The organism is Peribacillus sp. FSL E2-0159 (genome assembly GCF_038643155.1).
Lineage (GTDB): Bacteria > Bacillota > Bacilli > Bacillales > DSM-1321 > Peribacillus > Peribacillus simplex.
This window is the reverse complement of sequence record NZ_CP152053.1, coordinates 1683212-1702531: the sequence shown is the minus strand read 5'-3', so window position 1 is coordinate 1702531 and position 19320 is coordinate 1683212. Positions and strand designations below refer to the sequence as shown.

Genomic DNA, 19320 nt, shown 5'->3' with positions numbered 1-19320 from the left:
CGATACATAAAACAACCTGCTCTTCTTCCATGATTATTCAGACTCGTCCAAAATAATGCTATAATTAAACAGAATTGCGGAAAGAAGAACGATCCGGATAATATAATGAATGAACGACCGCTAATCATGATGAATGGACAAAATTTGCAATTAATCTCAGGAACCTAAAATAAGCAGCCATTCAATATACCTGAACTGCAACTCCAGCTTTACACCCAGTTCGCTAAAAATTTATGATACAGCTAAAATGGGCAGCCCTGATGAATTGATAACGCCTAGCAAAATGAGTATCTTAGAAAATCTTATGTAAAGGAAGTAAAAATAGAATGTCATTTGATGGATTATTTACGAAAGCGATGACGGAAGAAATCGCTTCTTTATTAAAAGGTGGACGAATCAATAAGGTCCATCAACCTTATAAAAATGAAGTAATACTGGTTGTTCGTGCTGGAGGTAAGAACCATAAGCTCTTATTATCAGCACACCCAAGTTATTCAAGGGTGCAATTGACCGAGGAAAGTTACGAAAACCCCAAAGAAGCACCCATGTTCTGTATGCTTCTCAGGAAGCACCTCGAAGGCTATACGATAGAAGATATTTATCAATATGAACTTGATAGGATGATCATTTTTGAAGTGAAGGGCCGCAATGAGCTCGGTGATGTCTCGCAAAAGCAGTTAATCATCGAAATCATGGGGCGTCACAGCAACATTGTTTTAGTCGATAAAGAACGGAATATGATTTTGGACAGCATTAAGCATGTTTCGCATGCCGTTAACAGTTATCGGGCGATATTGCCCGGCCAGGAATATAAGGCTCCGCCCGCACAAGAAAAGAATAATCCCTTCGAGGCTACCGAGGACGATATCAGGAAGAATATTGACTTCAATTCAGGAAAGCTGGATCGACAGCTTGTTGCCCATTTTTCAGGAGTTTCACCATTAGTTGCAAAGGAAGCTGTCTACCGGGCTGGACTTGCCAACAGCACGACCCTTCCATCAGCTTTTTTAAGGATTATCCAAGAAATCTCGGAACAGAACTATGCTGCGACAATCAAACAAGATGGAAATAAAGAAGTTTTTTATATGCTTTCACTAGAGCATCTGACTGGGAATCAACGTACGTTTTCTTCATTGAGCGAGATGCTCGACCGCTATTACTTCGGAAAGGCAGAAAGAGATCGGGTTAAGCAAAAGAGCCAGGATGTAGAACGTTTCATTACTAATGAAATCGAAAAGAACTCAAAAAAAATCGGGAAGCTCGAACGTACATTAAAAGATACGGAACGCGGAGAACAGTATCAATTGTTCGGTGAGCTGCTTACAGCTAATTTATATCAAATGAAAAAAGGCATGAAGGAAATAGAAGTAGTCAATTATTATGATGAAGAACAAAGTATGGTCACCATCCCGCTTGACCCATTAAAATATCCATCAGATAATGCACAAAAGTACTTCTCCAGATACCAAAAGTCCAAAAATGCAGTCGGAGTAGTCCAAGAACAAATCGAAAAAACAAAATTGGAATTGGCCTACTTTGAAGCTTTGCATCAGCAGCTCCAATCAGCTTCACCCAGAGATATAGAGGAGATTCGCGAAGAACTTCAGGAAGAAGGATACATTAGGCAAAAAAAGAAAAAAGGCATGAAAAAGCCTGCAAATGCAAAACCGCAACTTGAAACATATTATGCTACAGATGGAGATCTCATTTTTGTCGGGAAGAATAATAAACAAAATGATTATCTAACGAATAAGTTTGCACGTCGTGATGAAATATGGCTTCATACCAAAGATATACCTGGCTCACATGTCGTTATCCGAAATGAATCGCCAAGTGAAAAAACGATAAAAGAGGCAGCCGTATTAGCAGCTTTCTTCAGCAAAGCAAAGCAATCGAGCTCAGTCCCCGTTGACTTCACACAAGTTCGCCATGTTAAGAAACCGAATGGTTCTAAGCCCGGGTTCGTGATCTACGACCAGCAGCAGACCGTATATATTACACCGGATGCCGATACCGTCATACGCTTAAAGGAAACGGTAAAGGAATAAATAGTAAAAAAATAGAGGTGATCCAATCCTATTGATTGGGCCACCTCTATTTTCATGCTGAAATCCAAGCCGTATCAGCCGGATTTTCCCGCCATTTTTTTAGCTTTTCCAATTCTTCTGCTGTGATGTACCCTTTTTCATTAGCGACTTTTATCAAAGTCGAGTAGTCACTCAACGAATGGTTAATAATGCCCTCAGATTCGAATTTTTCTTTTCCCTTTTCCAATTCGTAAGTAAAGATCGAAACGACTCCTAGAACATCACAGCCAGCTTGTTTCAGCGCGTTAACAGCAGTAATCACACTTCCGCCAGTTGAAATCAAGTCTTCCACAACCACCACTTTTTGTCCTGGAACTGCGCGGCCTTCGATTTGATTGCCCTTTCCGTGCTCCTTGGCTTTGGATCGAACATAGCACATCGGTGCATTTAATTTTTCACTCACCCAAGCTGCATGCGGAATGCCGGCAGTTGCTGTGCCTGCAATCAGTTCAGCCTCAGGGAAATGCTGTTCAATCAATCCTTTCAATCCTTCCGCTATTTCATTGCGAACCTCTGGGTACGAAAGGGTTAAACGGTTGTCACAATAAATGGGTGATTGAATTCCAGATGCCCAAGTAAAGGGGTCATTCGGCTGTAGGTACACTGCTTTTATTTCCAATAGATGTTCAGCTATCTTATTATTTAACATGATATTCCCTCCCAAGCTGCTTTCATATCCAAATACGCCCTTAATGGATTTGCCGCCCCCGTTATGGCTCTCCCTACAACGATGGCATCCGCTCCAAAATCCCTAGCCTGTTCAGGCGTGGCAATTCTCTTTTGATCATGCGTCTGTCCACCTGCACTTCGGATTCCAGGTGTGACCGTTAAGAATTCATGACCGATGCGTTCATGTATGTTCTTTACTTCATGGGTGGAACAGACGACGCCATCCAATCCTGCCTGTTTAGTAAGTTTTGCATACTGGAGGACCGAATCCTCTAGAGATCCGGCAATGTTTTGCTCTACATTCATTTGTTCTTGTGACGTGCTCGTCAGTTGGGTAACCCCTATACATAATGGACGTTTTTTCCCGGCGGACGTTCCCTTATCCAGACCTTCCATGGCTGCTTCCATCATCTTTTGTCCACCAGCAGCATGTACATTGACCATGTCAGCACCTAAAGTTGCCAATCCTGTCATGGCCATTTTGACCGTATTCGGAATATCATGAAGCTTCAAGTCCAAAAACACATCATGTCCTTGCTCTTTTACGAAAGATATTATTGATGGTCCATTCTGATAAAATAATTCCATCCCCACTTTTACAGCCAGTTTTTCCGAATGGAACTGTTTTAGGAATTCTTCTGTTTGAATGAGGTCAGGGAAATCAAGAGCGATGATTAGTGACTGTTTCATTTTGCTTCCAGCTCCTTCCGGTACATTCTGAAATATGGTCAAATCCCAGCTCATCCAACAATTTCGGTAATTCTTCGATGATGGTCGGGCATACAAAGGGATCCACGAAGTTCGCGGTTCCCACCGCAACAGCACTGGCACCCGCATAGAAAAATTCAATGACGTCTTCCGCTGTAGCGATGCCGCCCATTCCGATTATTGGAATAGACACTTGCTGGCTTACCTCATAAATCATCCGGAGAGCAACAGGTTTTATTGCAGGACCAGATAATCCACCCGTTCTGTTAGAAAGGATCGGTCTGCCAGTTTTTAAATCCAATCGCATGCCGACTAATGTATTTATCATTGTCAACCCGTCGGCCCCGCCATCTTCTACTGCTTTGGCCATTTCCACAATATTACTGACATTTGGTGAAAGCTTCACATATACAGGGACCGAAGATACTTCCTTGACCGCCTTGGTTACCTCTTTGGCAACTTCCGGAACCGTACCGAAAGCTATGCCACCTTCTTTTACATTCGGACAAGAGATATTCAATTCGAGTGCTTTTACATTCCCCACCTTACTTATATCACTTGCAACCTTTACATAGTCAGCTACTTGCGAACCCGCAACGTTGGCGATGATGGGAACATCATACCCACTTAGCCAGGCCAGTTCTTCACTGATGACCTTTTCTAGACCTGGATTCTGCAGTCCGATGGCGTTCAGCATTCCCGAAGAAGTTTCTGCAACACGCGGAGTCGGGTTACCGAACCTCGGCTCAGGAGTGGTCGCTTTGATCATGATCGCCCCAAGAATATCCAAGTCGAAAAATTGACTGTATTCACGGCCGAATCCAAAGCAACCAGATGCTGGCATGACCGGGTTTTTCAAGTGTAATCCTGGTAATTCAACTGAAAGCCTGCTCATAATACCACCTCTCCTGCCCGGAATACGGGTCCATCGCTGCATACCTTTTTATAACTGAAACCAGTTGGATCATCCCCTGTATGACACACGCAGGCAAAGCATGCACCGATGCCGCATCCCATCCTTTCCTCGAGGGACAGGTAAAGCTTTTTCTCACGATAGCCCGCTTCCAACGCTCTTAACATTGGTGTAGGCCCGCATGAAAAGATCGTTGCAAACTCTTGCTCCAGGTTGTCTATTACAGTCGTAACAAATCCTTTTGTCCCATATGAACCATCCACCGTGGCAATATAGGTATCACCTAACTCACTGAATTCTTTTTCGTAAAAGATGGCTGACTTGGTCTGGAAGCCTAATACATGGATTACCCTAACACCTTTCGCAACCAACATCTGTGATAATTGATACAGGGGCGGGACACCAATCCCGCCACCAACCAATAATGCCGTTTCGCCCTGTTTGGCCTCATGAACGGGAAATCCGTTGCCAAGGGGTCCAAGGATATCGACCGCTTCCGCCTCTTTACGCTGTGATAACAGCGTCGTTCCTTTACCTTCAGCCCGGTATATCATCGTGAACTGTTTTTCACTGTTGTTGTAAGAAGAAATTGAAATCGGGCGTCTTAACAATGGCTCAGTGCCTTCTGTTGTCTTGACTTGGACAAACTGGCCTGGTTGATTCATCTCTGAAACCAATTCACCTTGCAGAGTAAGTTCAAAGATGGATGGGGCCAGTTCCTTATGATTTAACACCTTCATTCTTTCCTTCTTGATCATATATAGCTCACCTCACGACTTTTTTCCGTTTTTCCCATTGCTTCTGCCGAGAAGGTCATGGATTCTATCACTCTTAAAATAGCTTCTGCCGTATCAAGTGATGTTAAGCATGTCACTCCATTTTCAACCGATTCACGTCGGATTCTGAAACCATCCCGGGCAGGCTGCTTACCTTTTGTCAAAGTATTTATGACAAATTGTGCTTCCCCGTTCCGGATAACATCCAGTAAGTTTGTACCTTCTTCGCCAATTTTACCGACAATCGCAGTCGGGATGCCGGATTGCTCCAATAGGGCAGCAGTTCCGCTGGTGGCTATCAGCTTGAAACCGATATTATGGAAACGTCTTGCTAAAAGTAGCGCTTCTTGCTTATCTTTATCCGATATCGTCAATAACACCGAACCATGCCCCTTAATTTTGAAACCGGAAGCGACAAGCCCTTTATATAAAGCCTTTTCAAGGGTGCTATCTTTCCCCATAACTTCACCAGTCGATTTCATTTCAGGTCCGAGTGAGATGTCCACTCCTCTTAATTTTGCAAAAGAGAAGACCGGCACTTTCACATAAACCCCAGTTTGTTCTGGCACTAACCCCGATTTGTAACCTTGGCTTTCAAGTGTGTTGCCCAAGATGACCTTCGTGGCTAAGTTAGCCATCGGCACATTCGTAATTTTACTTAAGAATGGAACGGTTCGGCTGGAACGTGGATTCACTTCAATCACATACACTTCTTCATTGCTGATGACATATTGAATGTTCAAGAGACCAATTATATTCAAGCCTTTTGCCAATCGGGTCGTGTAATCGATGATTACTTCTTTTTGTTTTTCCGTTAAATTTTGAGGCGGATAGACTGCAATCGAATCACCTGAATGGACACCGGCACGTTCGATATGCTCCATGATTCCAGGGATAACGACCGTTTCACCATCGGAAATTCCATCGACTTCGATTTCCTTACCCGTTAAGTAGCGGTCTATCAGGACAGGATGATCCGGATTTATTTTAACGGCATTTTTCATGTAATGAAGCAATTCTTCTTGTTTATAGACGATTTCCATCGCTCTTCCTCCGAGAACATACGATGGCCTTACTAAAACCGGGTAACCAATATCTTCAGCTATGATGATCGCTTCATCAACCGATGTTGCGGTTTTACCCTTTGGCTGCGGAATGCCTAAATCCTTAAGTGCTCTTTCGAATTTATTGCGATTTTCCGCCCTATCCAGGTCTTCAAGTGAAGTACCAAGGATCTTCACTCCTCTTTCAACAAGACCATCTGCAAGGTTGATTGCTGTCTGTCCACCAAACTGGACGATGACCCCTTCCGGTTTTTCCAAATCGATGACATGCATGACATCTTCAATAGTCAATGGTTCGAAATAAAGTTTGTCGGAGATACTGAAATCCGTCGAAACTGTTTCAGGATTGTTGTTAATGATGATCGCTTCATATCCCGCTTCTTTAATGGCCCATACCGAATGTACGGTCGCATAATCAAACTCTACTCCTTGCCCTATCCTAATTGGGCCTGATCCCAGAACAATGACACTTTTCTTGTCAGTAACGATGGATTCATTCTCATCTTCATATGTCCCATAAAAATACGGTGTTTCCGATTCGAACTCGGCAGCACATGTATCAACCATTTTGTAAACAGGGATGATTCCTTGCTTTTTCCGGTACTCATAGACATCAATTTCGGGAACTTCCCATATTTCTGCAATCGTTTTGTCAGAAAACCCTAGTTCTTTAGCCTTTTGCAATACTTCACAATCAAAAGAATGTTCTTTAAGCTGCTTTTCAAAATCGATTATCTTTTTCAACTTATGCAAGAAGAATAAATCGATCTGGCTCCATTCGTGGATGGTTTCGATCGTTTTCCCCCTTCTTAACGCTTCACCGATATAGAATAACCGTTCATCTCCAGCTTTTCGGATTCGTTTCTCTATTTTCCCATCCTCAAACTCGTCATTCAAATTAAGATGGTATATACCCGCTTCAAGGGAACGGACAGCTTTTAAGATTGATTCCTCGAATGTACGGCCGATTGCCATGACTTCTCCGGTCGCTTTCATTTGGGTCCCGAGCCTACGGTTGGCGCTTTCGAACTTATCGAAAGGCCAGCGTGGAATTTTCGTAACGACATAGTCCAGTGCCGGTTCAAAGCTGGCATACGTTTTGCCAGTGACAGGGTTCATCATTTCATCAAGCGTCAAACCAACGGCTATTTTTGCTGCAAGTTTTGCAATTGGATATCCTGTTGCTTTTGAAGCAAGTGCCGACGAACGGCTGACCCTTGGGTTCACTTCAATGACATAATATTGATAGCTGTTTGGATCTAGCGCAAGCTGAACATTACATCCACCTTCAATTTTCAAGGCACGGATAATCTTCAAAGAGGTATTTCTAAGCATTTGATACTCTCTGTCACTTAATGTTTGGCTTGGTGCAGCAACTATTGAATCGCCTGTATGGACACCGACAGGATCGAAGTTTTCCATATTACAAACGACTATTGCATTATCATTGGAATCACGCATCACTTCATATTCCACTTCTTTGAAACCGGCAATGCTCTTCTCAAGCAGACATTGGTGAACCGGGCTGCTTTTCAGGCCACCCTCAACAATCTCTATCAGCTGCTCTTCGTTATCACAAATCCCACCGCCTGTTCCACCAAGCGTGAAGGCTGGACGAACAATGACCGGGTAGCCGACTCGTTCAACAAATGTATAAGCCTCTTCCAAGTTATGAATAATGTCGCTGTCAGGTACTGGTTCCCCTAAATCGTTCATTAGCGTACGGAAAAGGTCACGGTCTTCCGCTTGTTGGATAGCTGAAAGTTTGGTCCCAAGAATCTGCACATTGCATTCTTCTAGGATTCCTGCTTCGGCAAGCTCGACTGCCATGTTCAAGCCAGTCTGTCCGCCCAAGGTAGGTAACAGTGCATCCGGGCGCTCTTTACGAATGATTTTGCTGACAAATTCCAATGTGATCGGTTCGATATAAACCGCGTCAGCCATTTCACTGTCTGTCATGATGGTAGCAGGGTTAGAGTTAATCAGGATCACTCGATACCCCTCTTCTTTTAAGGCTATACACGCTTGGGTTCCTGCATAATCGAACTCGGCGGCCTGTCCGATGACGATCGGACCGGAACCAATTACTAGGATGCTTTTTATATCAGTGCGTTTTGGCATGTTTTTTCCCCCTTGTTGGTTGCAGCTTCAATCATTTGTAAGAATTCATTGAATAAGTAGTTGGCATCTTCCGGCCCCGGTGATGCTTCCGGGTGATATTGTACGGTGAAAGCCGGATACTTTTTATGGCGCAAACCTTCAATCGTATCGTCATTTAATGCTGTATGTGTCACAATAAGATCTGTACTTTCAATGGAAAGCTCTTCAACTGTATATCCATGATTTTGAGATGTGATGGATACCTTTCCGGTACGAAGGTCCTTAACCGGATGATTAGAACCTCGATGGCCGAATTTTAATTTTTCTGTATCCGCCCCGTTTGCAAGTGCAAATAATTGATGTCCTAAACAGATTCCGAATAACGGCACTTGCGTTTGGATTGTGCGGATCATTTCAAGCGTCTCATGAACACTTTTCGGATCTCCAGGACCGTTCGAAAGCATCACGCCATCCGGATGATATTGCATCACTTCTTCGGCCGTGACGTTATAAGGCACAACCACGACATCACAGCCGCGTTTCGTCAACTCACGTAAAATCCCATGCTTCATACCATAGTCTACAAGAACTACCCGCGGGCCTCTGCCCGGGCTGGAATAAGGTGCTTTTGTTGAAACCTGTTTCACTTGATTAGAAGGAATCACCGTTGCTTTCAACTGGGAAACCACTTCTTTTGCATCTTTATTGATATTGCAGAGCGCCCCTTTAAGTGCACCTGATTTCCTGATGATTCTTGTCAGCTTTCTCGTATCGATTCCGCTTATTCCAGGTATGTTCTTCATTTTCAGATATTCATCAAGTGATAATTGGTTTCGCCAGTTGGAAGGAAGTTCTGCTGTTTCCTTAACGACAAATCCTGATATCGCTGGATTGATGGATTCAAAATCATCCCGGTTTATCCCGTAGTTCCCGATTAATGGATACGTAAGTGTAACGATTTGACCGCAATAGGATGGATCGGAAAGAATCTCCTGGTACCCCGTCATTCCTGTATTAAAAACGACTTCACCTATTTTTTCTACGTCCCCTCCGAATGCTTCCCCAAGGAATACTGTCCCGTCTTCTAAAATTAGCTGTCTTTTCATCCTTGAACACGTCCTTTTTCCCAAGCTATTTTTCCTTCTGCGATCGTCATGACTGGCCAGCCATAACATTTCTTTTCATTAAAAGGTGTATTTTTTCCTTTTGAAGCAAACTCTTCAGTATTAATTTCTTTTTCCGTTTCCAAATCGATGAGCACGATATCCGCAGCAGTACCTTCCTTTAGCTCTCCATAAGGAAGGGAGAAACTTTCAGATGGTTTGATTGTCATGAAATCGATCAATTGCTTTAATGTTATGATGCCCTTTTTAACCAATTCGGTGTAAAGCAGCGGGAAGGCCGTTTCCAAACCTACTATTCCGAAAGGAGCCAGCTGCATTCCCTGCGCTTTTTCCTCTGCCGTATGCGGGGCATGGTCTGTTGCTATAAAATCAATGGTTCCGTCAAGCAGTCCTTCTATCAACGCATCCCTATCTTCACGGCCCCTTAATGGCGGGTTCATTTTATAATTCGGATCAAGTCCCGGTATATCATCTTCACACAATAATAAGTGATGCGGAGTAACTTCGGCTGTGACGCGGATACCGGCGCGTTTGGCATCCCTTACCGTCCTTACCGATTCCTTCGTGGATATATGGCAAACGTGATAATGGCAGTCCGCCGCTTCCGCAAGGAGGATATCCCGGGCAATATGCACAGCTTCACATACGGACGGAATTCCATTGATCCCCTGTTCTTTTGAGAATCTTCCTTCATGGACGGAGCCTTTATTGATTAAGCTATTGTCTTCACAATGGGCAACAATGGCCATATCTTGAGCAGCTGCCCGTTTCATCGCTTCCAGCATCATCCCAGCTTCTTGAATTCCTACGCCATCGTCCGTAAAGGCGAAAGCACCCGTTTGTTTTAGCGAAGTAAAGTCGGTCAACTCCTTGCCTGCTTCCCTAATCGTTATGGATGCATATGGAAGTACCCTGACATGAGCCGTTTCTTCAATTTTCCTGTTAAGCGCTTCAAGGTTCTCCACTGTATCAGGAACTGGCCTTGTATTAGGCATCGCCGCTACCGTAGTGAAACCGCCTCTTGCCGCTGCAAGTGTTCCACTTGCGATTGTTTCTTTATGTTCACCGCCCGGTTCGCGTAAATGGACATGCAGGTCAACAAAACCTGATGTAATAAGTAACCCTTCAGCGTCAACTACTTTACAATTTTCCGTCGCCAAGTTCTCGCCGATTTTTGTAATGACCTTGCCTTCTATTTCAATGTCCGCTTTTTTGAATGAGTTTTGATTATCTAGCAATACTCCATTTTTGATTACTGTTTTCATGAATGTTTCCCCCTTCGGATTGTTCAAGCACATTTTTTAATACGGCCATTCTAATGAACACGCCATTTTCCATTTGTTTAAAAATTCTTGAGCGGCTGCATTCGACTAAATCACTGTCTATTTCAACACCGCGGTTTATTGGTGCAGGATGCATGATGATCGCATCCGGTTTCATATTCTTTTCACGTTGTTTGGTCAGGCCAAAACTTTCCAGATAATCTCCATTTGCCTGATCGTATTTTTCAATATGCCTTTCATGCTGTATTCTGAGCAGCATGACCACATCCGATGTAGCTACCGCATGATCGATGTCTTCATACCTTCCTAAACTGTTTGTTCTGTCAAACCATTCAGGCGGACCCGAAAATACGACATTCGCTCCTAAACGAGTTAATGCTTCTGCATTCGATTTCGCAACCCGACTATGCCTTACATCACCGATTATTGCAATCTTCAGACCTTTGAAATTTTTAAACTCTTGTTTTATCGTTAATAAGTCTAGTAATGATTGGGTTGGATGATTTCCGCAGCCATCCCCTGCATTGATTATTGGAATCCCGATCTTTTCATTCAATTCGTCAAAATAATTATCCTGTTCATGACGGATGATCAAGGCATTGACACCTATTGCTTCAAGCGTTTTAACTGTGTCATATAAGGTTTCCCCTTTTAACACGGATGATGTACCGGCATCAAAAGGAATGACCTCCAGTCCTAGTTTTCTTTCAGCCATTTCAAAGCTTGATTTTGTTCGTGTACTTGGTTCAAAGAACAGATTGGCAACAGTGGTAAGCTGTTTAGGATTCCAGCTCGATCCGTTGGCAAATCCCTCTGCCTCATGTAAAATTCTTTCAATTTCAGTTATAGTCAATTCATTCATGGTCAATAAATTTTTCATCGATCCTGCTCCTTTCACATTTGTGATGCGGGGCATAAAAAACACCCCGCCATTAAGGACAGGGTGTAGGTCATAAAGATTATGAGGACACGGAATGGTTTACACTTTATCCCGTTCTCATTTTCTTTACAGCAACACCCTTTCAAGCCTCTCTGGACTTCTTTTAAAAGGTGATTTATTGTTTTGATGCAGTATCTTATTTTTCAAATATATCTCCGGATATTTTTTCCCGGTCCGGAAGAATCAAGTTAAGAAGGATTCCGACGATGGCTGAAAGTGCCATTCCGGAAAGCGATACCGTTTCCGATAGTTGTACGAACGCTCCTCCGATTCCTAACACCAGGATGACTGAAGCTATCATCAGGTTTCTTTTCTTGTCAAAATCGACCTTATTATCAATCAGCATCCTCAATCCACTTGATGCGATGATACCGAAGAGTAAGATGGAAATGCCACCCATCACAGCTGTAGGTATCGAGCTGATGACTGCTGAAATCTTCCCGTTAAAACCAAAGATGATTGCAGTGAATGCTGCCCCTCCGATGATATAAACACTGTACGCCTTTGTCATAGTCAGGACCCCAATATTTTCACCATATGAAGTCAGCGGCGGCCCACCGATGAAGGAACCAATCATGATTCCTGCTCCATCTCCTAAAATCGAGCGATGCAAACCTGGCTTTTCCAAAAAGTTTCTGCCGACTACTTTGCTCAGTACCATCTGGTGTCCGATATGTTCTGACAAAGTTACGATGGCGACTGGTACCATGATGGCAATGACCTCCCATGAGAAGGACGGTGTATAGGTTACATATGGAAACATGAATTCAGGCATTTCCCACCATTGTGCTGACTTGATCGGTTCATAATCTATTATTCCTGCAACAGCCGAACAGCCGTAGCCCACTATGATTCCCATTAATATGGGGATCAAGTTAATGAATCCCTTAAAGAACACGTTGCAGATGATAGTTACCGCTAAAGTGATCAGTGCAATAACTATATATGTGACGCTGTATTTATCTTGTGGATCATACATTGCCATGTCCACCGCAGTTCCTGCAAGGCTTAATCCGATTACGATAATCACCGGACCCACCACAACCGGAGGAAGTATATTCATTAGCCAGCGCAATCCGACTTTTTGGATAATCAAAGCTACTATCCCATATATGAACCCTGCTGCAAAACAGCCGATCATGGCCGCTTCCGGACCTCCTAAGGCCTTTGCCGCGATAATTGGAGTAATGAAAGCGAAAGATGAACCGAGATATGCTGGTATCTGACCTTTGGTTATCAATAAGTATGAAAGTGTGCCCAATCCGCTTGAAACCAGTGCTACCGCCGGGCTTAATCCTACCAAGAATGGCACCAACACCGTTGCACCGAACATGGCGAACAAATGCTGGATGCTTAACGTAATCCACTGGCCAGCCTTTGGCACGTCCTCGACATCCAATACTATATCCCTTTTTGTTTCTTCCATTTCCGTATCCCCCTCATGAAAATTCCATCAAAACTGTAAAAACCCTCTTTGCGGTATACAAAGAGGGTTTCTCAGAAGGTGAATGCCTATTCATAGGCACAGCTCTCCCGATTGACTCCCCTTTGCCAGCCTCTCTGGACTGTCTTTAAAAGGGTAATATGAAATTTTCATGTTGTTTAGTTTTCTAATATAGTAACTTGATCTACTTCATCAACTTCTGTTAAAGTAACTGTAATTTTTTCAGATTGGGAGGTCGGAACGTTTTTGCCGACGAAATCCGCGCGAATCGGTAATTCCCTATGTCCCCTATCTACTAATACGGCGAGCTGGATCTGCGAAGGTCTTCCCAAGTCCACCAGAGCATCCATTGCCGCTCTAACGGTTCTGCCTGTGAAAAGAACATCATCCACTAAAATCACTTTCTTGTCAGTGATATTGACCGGAATGTCTGAGCCTTTTACGATAGGTTCCCCATCATTGGTCTTTTTCGAAAGATCATCGCGATAAAGTGTAATATCCAGTTCACCCAGTTCTATTTCCTTGCCTTCTATTTGATTGATGCGCTTTGCAAGTCGGTCAGCGAGGAAAATCCCGCGTGTACGTATCCCGATTAAGACGCAATCTTCAATCCCCTTATTTTTCTCAATAATTTCATGGGCAATTCTCGTCAAGGCTCTGCTAATGGCCTGCTCATCAAGTACTATGGCTTTCTCATTCAACACGTCGGCCACCCCGATTCCATTTTTCTGATAGGTCAATTTCAACAAAAAATCCTCATGCCAAGAAGGCATGAGGATTTTATCGCCATGGGCAGAATTATCCCACTTTGCGTATCCGTTTCCTTCTCAGTCTCTCTGAACTGTGTTAAAGGTTCTTATTAAGTTGTTATTATAATATATCAAAAAAACGAATTTGTCAATCCTTACTTCTACGCAATTGATTAATTAGATTTTCAAACTCTTCCGGAATCGGAGCTTCGAATTCCATATACTCATTTGTACGTGGATGAATGAAACCTAGAAGACCGGCGTGCAACGCTTGTCCATCTAATTTCAAGGTCTTTTTCGGACCATATTTCGGATCCCCCGCTAGTGGGAAGCCAATGTATTTCATGTGAACACGGATTTGATGTGTCCTTCCTGTTTCAAGCTGGCATTCCACCAAAGTGAAAGCTTTGAAGCGTTCGATGACACGGAAATGCGTGACAGCATTTTTGGAATTCGAATCTGTGACAGTCATGCTTTGGCGATCTTTTTTATCGCGGCCGATCGGTGCATCGATCGTTCCGAAGTCATGAGGGATCACACCATGAACTACAGCTTGATACTTACGGGTAACCGTTTTATCAACAAGCTGCTGTACCAGTTTTTCATGTGCCATATCATTTTTGGCAACCATTAATAGCCCTGAAGTATCTTTGTCGATCCGATGGACGATTCCAGGTCGCATGACACCGTTGATTCCAGAAAGATCCTTGCAGTGAGCCATCAATCCATTTACAAGCGTGCCAGATACATGTCCCGGTGCCGGATGGACGACCATACCGCTCGGTTTATTAACCACGAGTACATCTGCATCTTCATAATATATATCCAAATTCATTTCCTCTGCTACCGCATCCAATTCCTCAAGTTCAGGAATCGTCACTTCGATTGTATCGCCAGGAATAGCTTTGTAATTCGTCTTTATCGCCGTGCCATTTACCAAAACATGATCATCCTTAATCCATTGCTGGACCTGAGTACGTGACCATTCTTCATTCAAAGTGGAAAGAGCCTTATCAATCCTAACTCCTTTTAGCGTTTCATCGATGCTGTATAACCTTTTATCCATTATCTTTCTCCTTAGCGTTTTTTTCTTCTAAAAACATATGAATCACGAGCAGTCCGACACCAATTGAAAGCGCAGCATCAGCAACATTAAATACCGGGAAACTGTAGCTGAAAATATAGGTATGAACGAAATCCACTACTTCCTGACGAGCAACACGATCGATGAAATTACCAATCGCACCGCCTAGCATGAGAGCAAGTGCAACTCCAAGCAAAATGCTTTCCTTCGCCATTTTCTGAATATAATAGACAAGTCCAATAATGACAGCGATGGTGATGATGTAGAAAAACCACATTTGACCTTGTAGAATTCCCCATGCTGCCCCACGATTACGATGCGAGGTGATATATAGAAGGTTTTCAATAATTTCAATGCTTTCTCCGTACTCCATTTTTTTCACAATCATCCATTTTGTCAGCTGATCGAGAGCTATGACCAAAAGGGCAATCAAATAATAAAACACATTTTTTCCCCCAAACTAATCAAATCTTCACTTTTGAATTGTAGCATAAACTAGAAATAATGACTAATCCGAAAAACAGAAGTATGCTAACTGTACCTGAAGAATATAGGGAAGATTGAATAAAGTCCAAATTCCCTATTGAGGTTTCAGCTTTCATTCCCATAAAAAAGCCGGCCCCTCATGAAGGGACCGGCTTTTTTGTGGGAATTATTGATTCACGTAATGCTCTTTCACGACTGTAGCGCAACGCGGGCAAAGTGTTGGATGTTCTTCCACTTGACCAACTTCCTTCGAAACATTCCAGCAACGTTCACACGTTTCACCTTCTGCTTTTGTAACAAGGATCGCTATATCCTCAAGTTTAACCGCTTCTGCTGGGGCACTTGCCACATCGCCAGCGATTTCGAATTCGGATACGATGAATAGCTGTTCAAAGCTTTCCTTGATGCCATCAAGCAGATTCTTCGTTTCTTCATTAACATATACCATCACTTTAGCGTTCAGTGATTTTCCAATGACCTTCTGGTTACGGGCTTCTTCTAATGCTTTCAGAACATTATCACGGACATCCATGAAAGCCGTCCATTTTTCTTCAATGACTTCAGCATCATCAATGGAAATTTCTTCAGGCATCAATGTCAACTGTACACTTTCTTCCGTTACACCAGGAATGAACGCCCATACTTCATCAGCTGTATGAGAGAGGATCGGTGACACCAATTTCGTTAAGCTGACCAATGATTCGTAAAGGACAGTTTGAATGGCCAAACGCTCTTTACCATTTGGTGCTTCACAATAAAGAATGTCTTTTGCATAATCAAGGTAGAACGAACTTAAATCCTGTGTACAGAAATTATTGACCATATTATAAATTGTAGCAAACTCATAATTTTCATAACTTAGCTTCGACTGTTTGATCAGTTTATTCAATTTAACTAGCATGTATCGATCGACTTCAGGCAATTCTTGGACTGAAACTTTATCGGTTTTTGGATTAAATCCATCCAAGTTACCTAACAGGAAGCGGAATGTATTACGAATTTTACGGTAAACTTCTGAAACTTGTTTTAAAATAGGATCGGAAACCCTGACATCCGATTGGTAATCCACCGAAGCTACCCAAAGGCGTAAGATATCTGCACCAAGTTGGTTCATGACCTTGGACGGCAGTACAACGTTACCAATCGACTTACTCATTTTTCGGCCTTCGCCATCCAATGCGAACCCGTGGCTAAGCACACCTTTATATGGTGCTTTTCCTGTAACCGCAACACTTGTTGAAAGTGATGAGTTAAACCAGCCGCGGTATTGATCGGACCCTTCTAAATAAAGGTCAGCAGGGCGCTGCAAGTCGTCTCTTTCTTCAAGTACCGCTTGATGAGAAGAACCGGAATCGAACCATACGTCCATGATATCCGTTTCTTTCGTGAAGATACCATTCGGGCTGCCTTCATGTGTATAGCCTTCAGGCAGAAGATCTTTCGCTTCACGCTCAAACCAGATGTTTGAACCGTGTTCGCGGAATAGGTTTGAAATATGGTTGATGGTTTCATCCGTAATGATCGGCTCGCCATTTTCTGCATAAAACACTGGAATTGGCACGCCCCAAGCGCGTTGGCGAGAAATACACCAATCCCCGCGGTCACGGACCATATTGAATAGGCGCGTTTCGCCCCAAGCCGGTACCCATTTGGTTTCTTCAATCGCTTCCAGAAGATCACTGCGGAAGTCTTTGATTGACGCGAACCATTGTGCTGTTGCACGGAAGATCGTTGGCTTCTTCGTCCGCCAGTCATGTGGGTAAGAGTGCGTAATGAACGTCAAGTTCAATAACGCGCCTGCTTCAGTTAATTTTTCGGTAATCGGTTTATTCGCTTGATCATAAAACAATCCGGCAAATTCCCCTGCCTCTTCAGTCATGACTCCTTTTTCATCTACAGGACAAAGTACGTCCAAGCCATATTTTTGCCCAATGATAAAGTCATCTTCACCATGGCCAGGCGCAGTATGAACACAACCCGTTCCAGCTTCAGTCGTTACGTGCTCACCTAACATCACTAAAGATTCGCGATCATAAAGAGGATGTTTGGCAACAGCACGGTCCAACTCGCTTCCTTTTACTGTTTTCAGGATAGACGGGTTTTCCCAGCCTAATGTTTCCGTAACCGATTCAAGCAGTGCCTCAGCAAGTAAGAATTTTTCATTTTCGACAGCTACTACTACATAATTTAATTGCGGATGCAATGAGATACCAAGATTAGCCGGAATCGTCCATGGAGTTGTCGTCCAGATGATGATTTTGACGCCTTCATCGATTACACCTTTGCCATCTGTGACTTCAAAAGCAACATAGATCGACGCAGAGCGTTTATCTTGATATTCAATTTCAGCTTCGGCCAGCGCTGATTCACTTGATGGGGACCAGTAAACAGGTTTTTTCCCTTTATAAATGTAGCCTTTTTTCGCCATTTCACCGAATACCTTGATTTGCTGTGCTTCATACTCAGGCTTTAATGTGATATAAGGATTTTCCCAATCACCACGTACCCCTATTCTCTTAAACTGCTCACGTTGATTGTTAATCTGACCATAAGCATACTCTTCACAAAGCTTTCTGAATTCGGCAACGCTCATTTCTTTCCGTTTCACGCCTTTTTTTGTCAATGCCGTTTCAATCGGAAGCCCATGCGTATCCCAGCCAGGTACATACGGAGCTTGAAAACCGCTCATAGATTTAAATCGGACAATGAAATCCTTTAAAACCTTGTTCATTGCATGGCCCATATGGATATCGCCGTTTGCATACGGAGGTCCATCATGCAAAATGAATAAAGGACGTCCTTCCGTTTGTTCTTGCACTTTTTTATAGATGTTCATTTCATTCCATTTTTCTTGGATTTCCGGTTCACGTTTCGGCAAATTCCCCCGCATTGGAAATTCAGTTTTAGGCATCAATAAGGTATCTTTGTATTCCATCATTAAATCCTCCATCCGTCTTTACATAAATTCATTCGAACCGATGACTTGATATCCGGCCAAAATAAAAAGCCCTCTCATCCCTAAAAAAGGGACGAGAAAGCTTAGCTTCCCGCGGTACCACCCTGGCTAGAAAGATTCACAAGTGAATCCATCCTCTCGAGCATTCGTAACGTGAATGAAACGCTTCATTTACTTACTGCAAAAGCAGGTTCAACTCAGAACTCAAGGGTGATCTTCAATATCTTCGCTTATTCCGGGCTTTCACCATCCCCGGTTCGCTAAAAATAAGTGTGTGAAGAATTTACTTTCCCTGTCATCGTCTAATTTCATAATGAATAGTATTGTTAAAAAATTATATGCGAAAAAAGTGTTCAAAGTCAAGGAATCGTTTAAATTTCCTCTTCCACTCTCTCATTTAATTCTATTTCAGTCGCATCCACTTCATAATCCAGAAGATGATCCCAATCGTCATTGTCCAGCAAATCGAGCTGTGCACCGACAAGCATTTTGAAACGCGTCCGGAATACTTTGGATTGCTTTTTCAAATCTTCAATATCCATCGCTATTTTCCTTGCTTTCACGAGTGACTCATTGACGATCCTGTCCGCGTTTTTCTCTGCTTCCTTTATGATCAGTTTCGCTTCTTTTTGGGCATTGCGCCTTAATTCTTCAGCTGCTTCCTGAGCGACAATAATCGACTTGTTAAGTGTACCCTCAATTGTCGTAAAATGTCCCAAACGATCAAAAGTCTCGTTCAGTTTATCTTCAAGTTCTTTCTTCTCCCTCAAAATCAGTTCATAATCTTTAATGACCTGGTCGAGGAATTCATTAACTTCATCTTCATCATACCCACGAAATACTTTGTTAAATTCCTTGTTATGTATATCTATCGGGGTTAAGGGCATTACGGCACCTCCAGAACGGTTTCTACTCTAGTATGTTAAAACTCTATATT

The 19320-nt window shown here is 43.0% G+C and carries 15 protein-coding genes; 1 reads left to right on the top strand and 14 read right to left on the bottom strand.

Annotated features, from left to right (window positions below):
* The first annotated feature begins 326 nt into the window (after nucleotides 1-326).
* Nucleotides 327-2048 carry an NFACT RNA binding domain-containing protein gene (locus tag NYE63_RS08470; RefSeq protein WP_342604792.1) on the top strand — a complete coding sequence of 574 codons (1722 nt, stop codon included), beginning with the start codon at nucleotides 327-329 and terminating at the stop codon, nucleotides 2046-2048.
* Between the two features lie 52 nt (nucleotides 2049-2100).
* Here the strand turns inward: NYE63_RS08470 and pyrE are convergent, their stop codons facing one another.
* The 14 genes from pyrE to NYE63_RS08400 all read right to left on the bottom strand — a co-directional run bounded on the left by pyrE (nucleotide 2101) and on the right by NYE63_RS08400 (nucleotide 19270).
* Nucleotides 2101-2736, bottom strand: a complete 636-nt coding sequence (pyrE, locus tag NYE63_RS08465; protein ID WP_342604791.1) for an orotate phosphoribosyltransferase — start codon at nucleotides 2734-2736, stop codon at nucleotides 2101-2103.
* Complete coding sequence (gene pyrF / locus NYE63_RS08460; RefSeq protein ID WP_342604790.1) at nucleotides 2730-3446, bottom strand: orotidine-5'-phosphate decarboxylase; 717 nt, start codon at nucleotides 3444-3446, stop codon at nucleotides 2730-2732. Before pyrF ends, pyrE begins: the two co-directional genes overlap by 7 nt.
* Entirely contained in the window at nucleotides 3418-4359 is a 942-nt protein-coding gene (locus NYE63_RS08455; RefSeq protein WP_342604789.1) for a dihydroorotate dehydrogenase, read from the bottom strand. The genes pyrF and NYE63_RS08455 overlap by 29 nt, the downstream gene beginning before the upstream one ends.
* Nucleotides 4356-5135 (bottom strand): dihydroorotate dehydrogenase electron transfer subunit, encoded by a 780-nt coding sequence (locus NYE63_RS08450; RefSeq protein WP_342604788.1) that lies wholly within the window; start codon nucleotides 5133-5135, stop codon nucleotides 4356-4358. Before NYE63_RS08450 ends, NYE63_RS08455 begins: the two co-directional genes overlap by 4 nt.
* A complete protein-coding gene (gene carB / locus NYE63_RS08445; RefSeq protein WP_342604787.1) occupies nucleotides 5132-8338 on the bottom strand; it encodes a carbamoyl-phosphate synthase large subunit in 3207 nt (1068 codons plus the stop codon). The genes NYE63_RS08450 and carB overlap by 4 nt, the downstream gene beginning before the upstream one ends.
* Nucleotides 8317-9423 (bottom strand): carbamoyl phosphate synthase small subunit, encoded by a 1107-nt coding sequence (locus NYE63_RS08440; protein ID WP_063231915.1) that lies wholly within the window; start codon nucleotides 9421-9423, stop codon nucleotides 8317-8319. Before NYE63_RS08440 ends, carB begins: the two co-directional genes overlap by 22 nt.
* Nucleotides 9420-10706, bottom strand: a complete 1287-nt coding sequence (locus tag NYE63_RS08435) for a dihydroorotase (RefSeq protein WP_342604786.1) — start codon at nucleotides 10704-10706, stop codon at nucleotides 9420-9422. Before NYE63_RS08435 ends, NYE63_RS08440 begins: the two co-directional genes overlap by 4 nt.
* The gene (locus NYE63_RS08430; RefSeq protein WP_342604785.1) at nucleotides 10669-11604 is read right to left on the bottom strand and encodes an aspartate carbamoyltransferase catalytic subunit; all 936 of its coding nucleotides are present in this window, start codon (nucleotides 11602-11604) and stop codon (nucleotides 10669-10671) included. Before NYE63_RS08430 ends, NYE63_RS08435 begins: the two co-directional genes overlap by 38 nt.
* Nucleotides 11605-11800: 196 nt before the next feature.
* Nucleotides 11801-13090 carry a solute carrier family 23 protein gene (locus NYE63_RS08425; protein ID WP_063231917.1) on the bottom strand — a complete coding sequence of 430 codons (1290 nt, stop codon included), beginning with the start codon at nucleotides 13088-13090 and terminating at the stop codon, nucleotides 11801-11803.
* 176 nt (nucleotides 13091-13266) lie between these two features.
* A complete protein-coding gene (gene pyrR, locus NYE63_RS08420) occupies nucleotides 13267-13809 on the bottom strand; it encodes a bifunctional pyr operon transcriptional regulator/uracil phosphoribosyltransferase PyrR (RefSeq protein ID WP_192203975.1) in 543 nt (180 codons plus the stop codon).
* Nucleotides 13810-14005: 196 nt separating this feature from the next.
* Nucleotides 14006-14923, bottom strand: coding sequence for an RluA family pseudouridine synthase (locus tag NYE63_RS08415; protein WP_342604784.1), 918 nt, complete (start codon nucleotides 14921-14923; stop codon nucleotides 14006-14008).
* A complete protein-coding gene (lspA, locus tag NYE63_RS08410) occupies nucleotides 14916-15386 on the bottom strand; it encodes a signal peptidase II (protein WP_063231919.1) in 471 nt (156 codons plus the stop codon). The genes NYE63_RS08415 and lspA overlap by 8 nt, the downstream gene beginning before the upstream one ends.
* A gap of 207 nt (nucleotides 15387-15593) precedes the next feature.
* Nucleotides 15594-18362, bottom strand: coding sequence for an isoleucine--tRNA ligase (ileS, locus tag NYE63_RS08405; RefSeq protein WP_342604783.1), 2769 nt, complete (start codon nucleotides 18360-18362; stop codon nucleotides 15594-15596).
* Between the two features lie 392 nt (nucleotides 18363-18754).
* Nucleotides 18755-19270, bottom strand: a complete 516-nt coding sequence (locus NYE63_RS08400; protein WP_034313857.1) for a DivIVA domain-containing protein — start codon at nucleotides 19268-19270, stop codon at nucleotides 18755-18757.
* Nucleotides 19271-19320 lie beyond the last annotated feature (50 nt).

What these genes read in the sequence shown, in the direction of transcription:
- NYE63_RS08470 (WP_342604792.1), top strand. Translation starts at nt 327, where the DNA reads ATGTCATTTGATGGATTATTTACGAAAGCGATGACGGAAGAAATCGCT.
- pyrE (WP_342604791.1), bottom strand. Translation starts at nt 2,736, where the DNA reads ATGTTAAATAATAAGATAGCTGAACATCTATTGGAAATAAAAGCAGTG.
- pyrF (WP_342604790.1), bottom strand. Translation starts at nt 3,446, where the DNA reads ATGAAACAGTCACTAATCATCGCTCTTGATTTCCCTGACCTCATTCAA.
- NYE63_RS08455 (WP_342604789.1), bottom strand. Translation starts at nt 4,359, where the DNA reads ATGAGCAGGCTTTCAGTTGAATTACCAGGATTACACTTGAAAAACCCG.
- NYE63_RS08450 (WP_342604788.1), bottom strand. Translation starts at nt 5,135, where the DNA reads ATGATCAAGAAGGAAAGAATGAAGGTGTTAAATCATAAGGAACTGGCC.
- carB (WP_342604787.1), bottom strand. Translation starts at nt 8,338, where the DNA reads ATGCCAAAACGCACTGATATAAAAAGCATCCTAGTAATTGGTTCCGGT.
- NYE63_RS08440 (WP_063231915.1), bottom strand. Translation starts at nt 9,423, where the DNA reads ATGAAAAGACAGCTAATTTTAGAAGACGGGACAGTATTCCTTGGGGAA.
- NYE63_RS08435 (WP_342604786.1), bottom strand. Translation starts at nt 10,706, where the DNA reads ATGAAAACAGTAATCAAAAATGGAGTATTGCTAGATAATCAAAACTCA.
- NYE63_RS08430 (WP_342604785.1), bottom strand. Translation starts at nt 11,604, where the DNA reads ATGAAAAATTTATTGACCATGAATGAATTGACTATAACTGAAATTGAA.
- NYE63_RS08425 (WP_063231917.1), bottom strand. Translation starts at nt 13,090, where the DNA reads ATGGAAGAAACAAAAAGGGATATAGTATTGGATGTCGAGGACGTGCCA.
- NYE63_RS08415 (WP_342604784.1), bottom strand. Translation starts at nt 14,923, where the DNA reads ATGGATAAAAGGTTATACAGCATCGATGAAACGCTAAAAGGAGTTAGG.
- ileS (WP_342604783.1), bottom strand. Translation starts at nt 18,362, where the DNA reads ATGGAATACAAAGATACCTTATTGATGCCTAAAACTGAATTTCCAATG.
- NYE63_RS08400 (WP_034313857.1), bottom strand. Translation starts at nt 19,270, where the DNA reads ATGCCCTTAACCCCGATAGATATACATAACAAGGAATTTAACAAAGTA.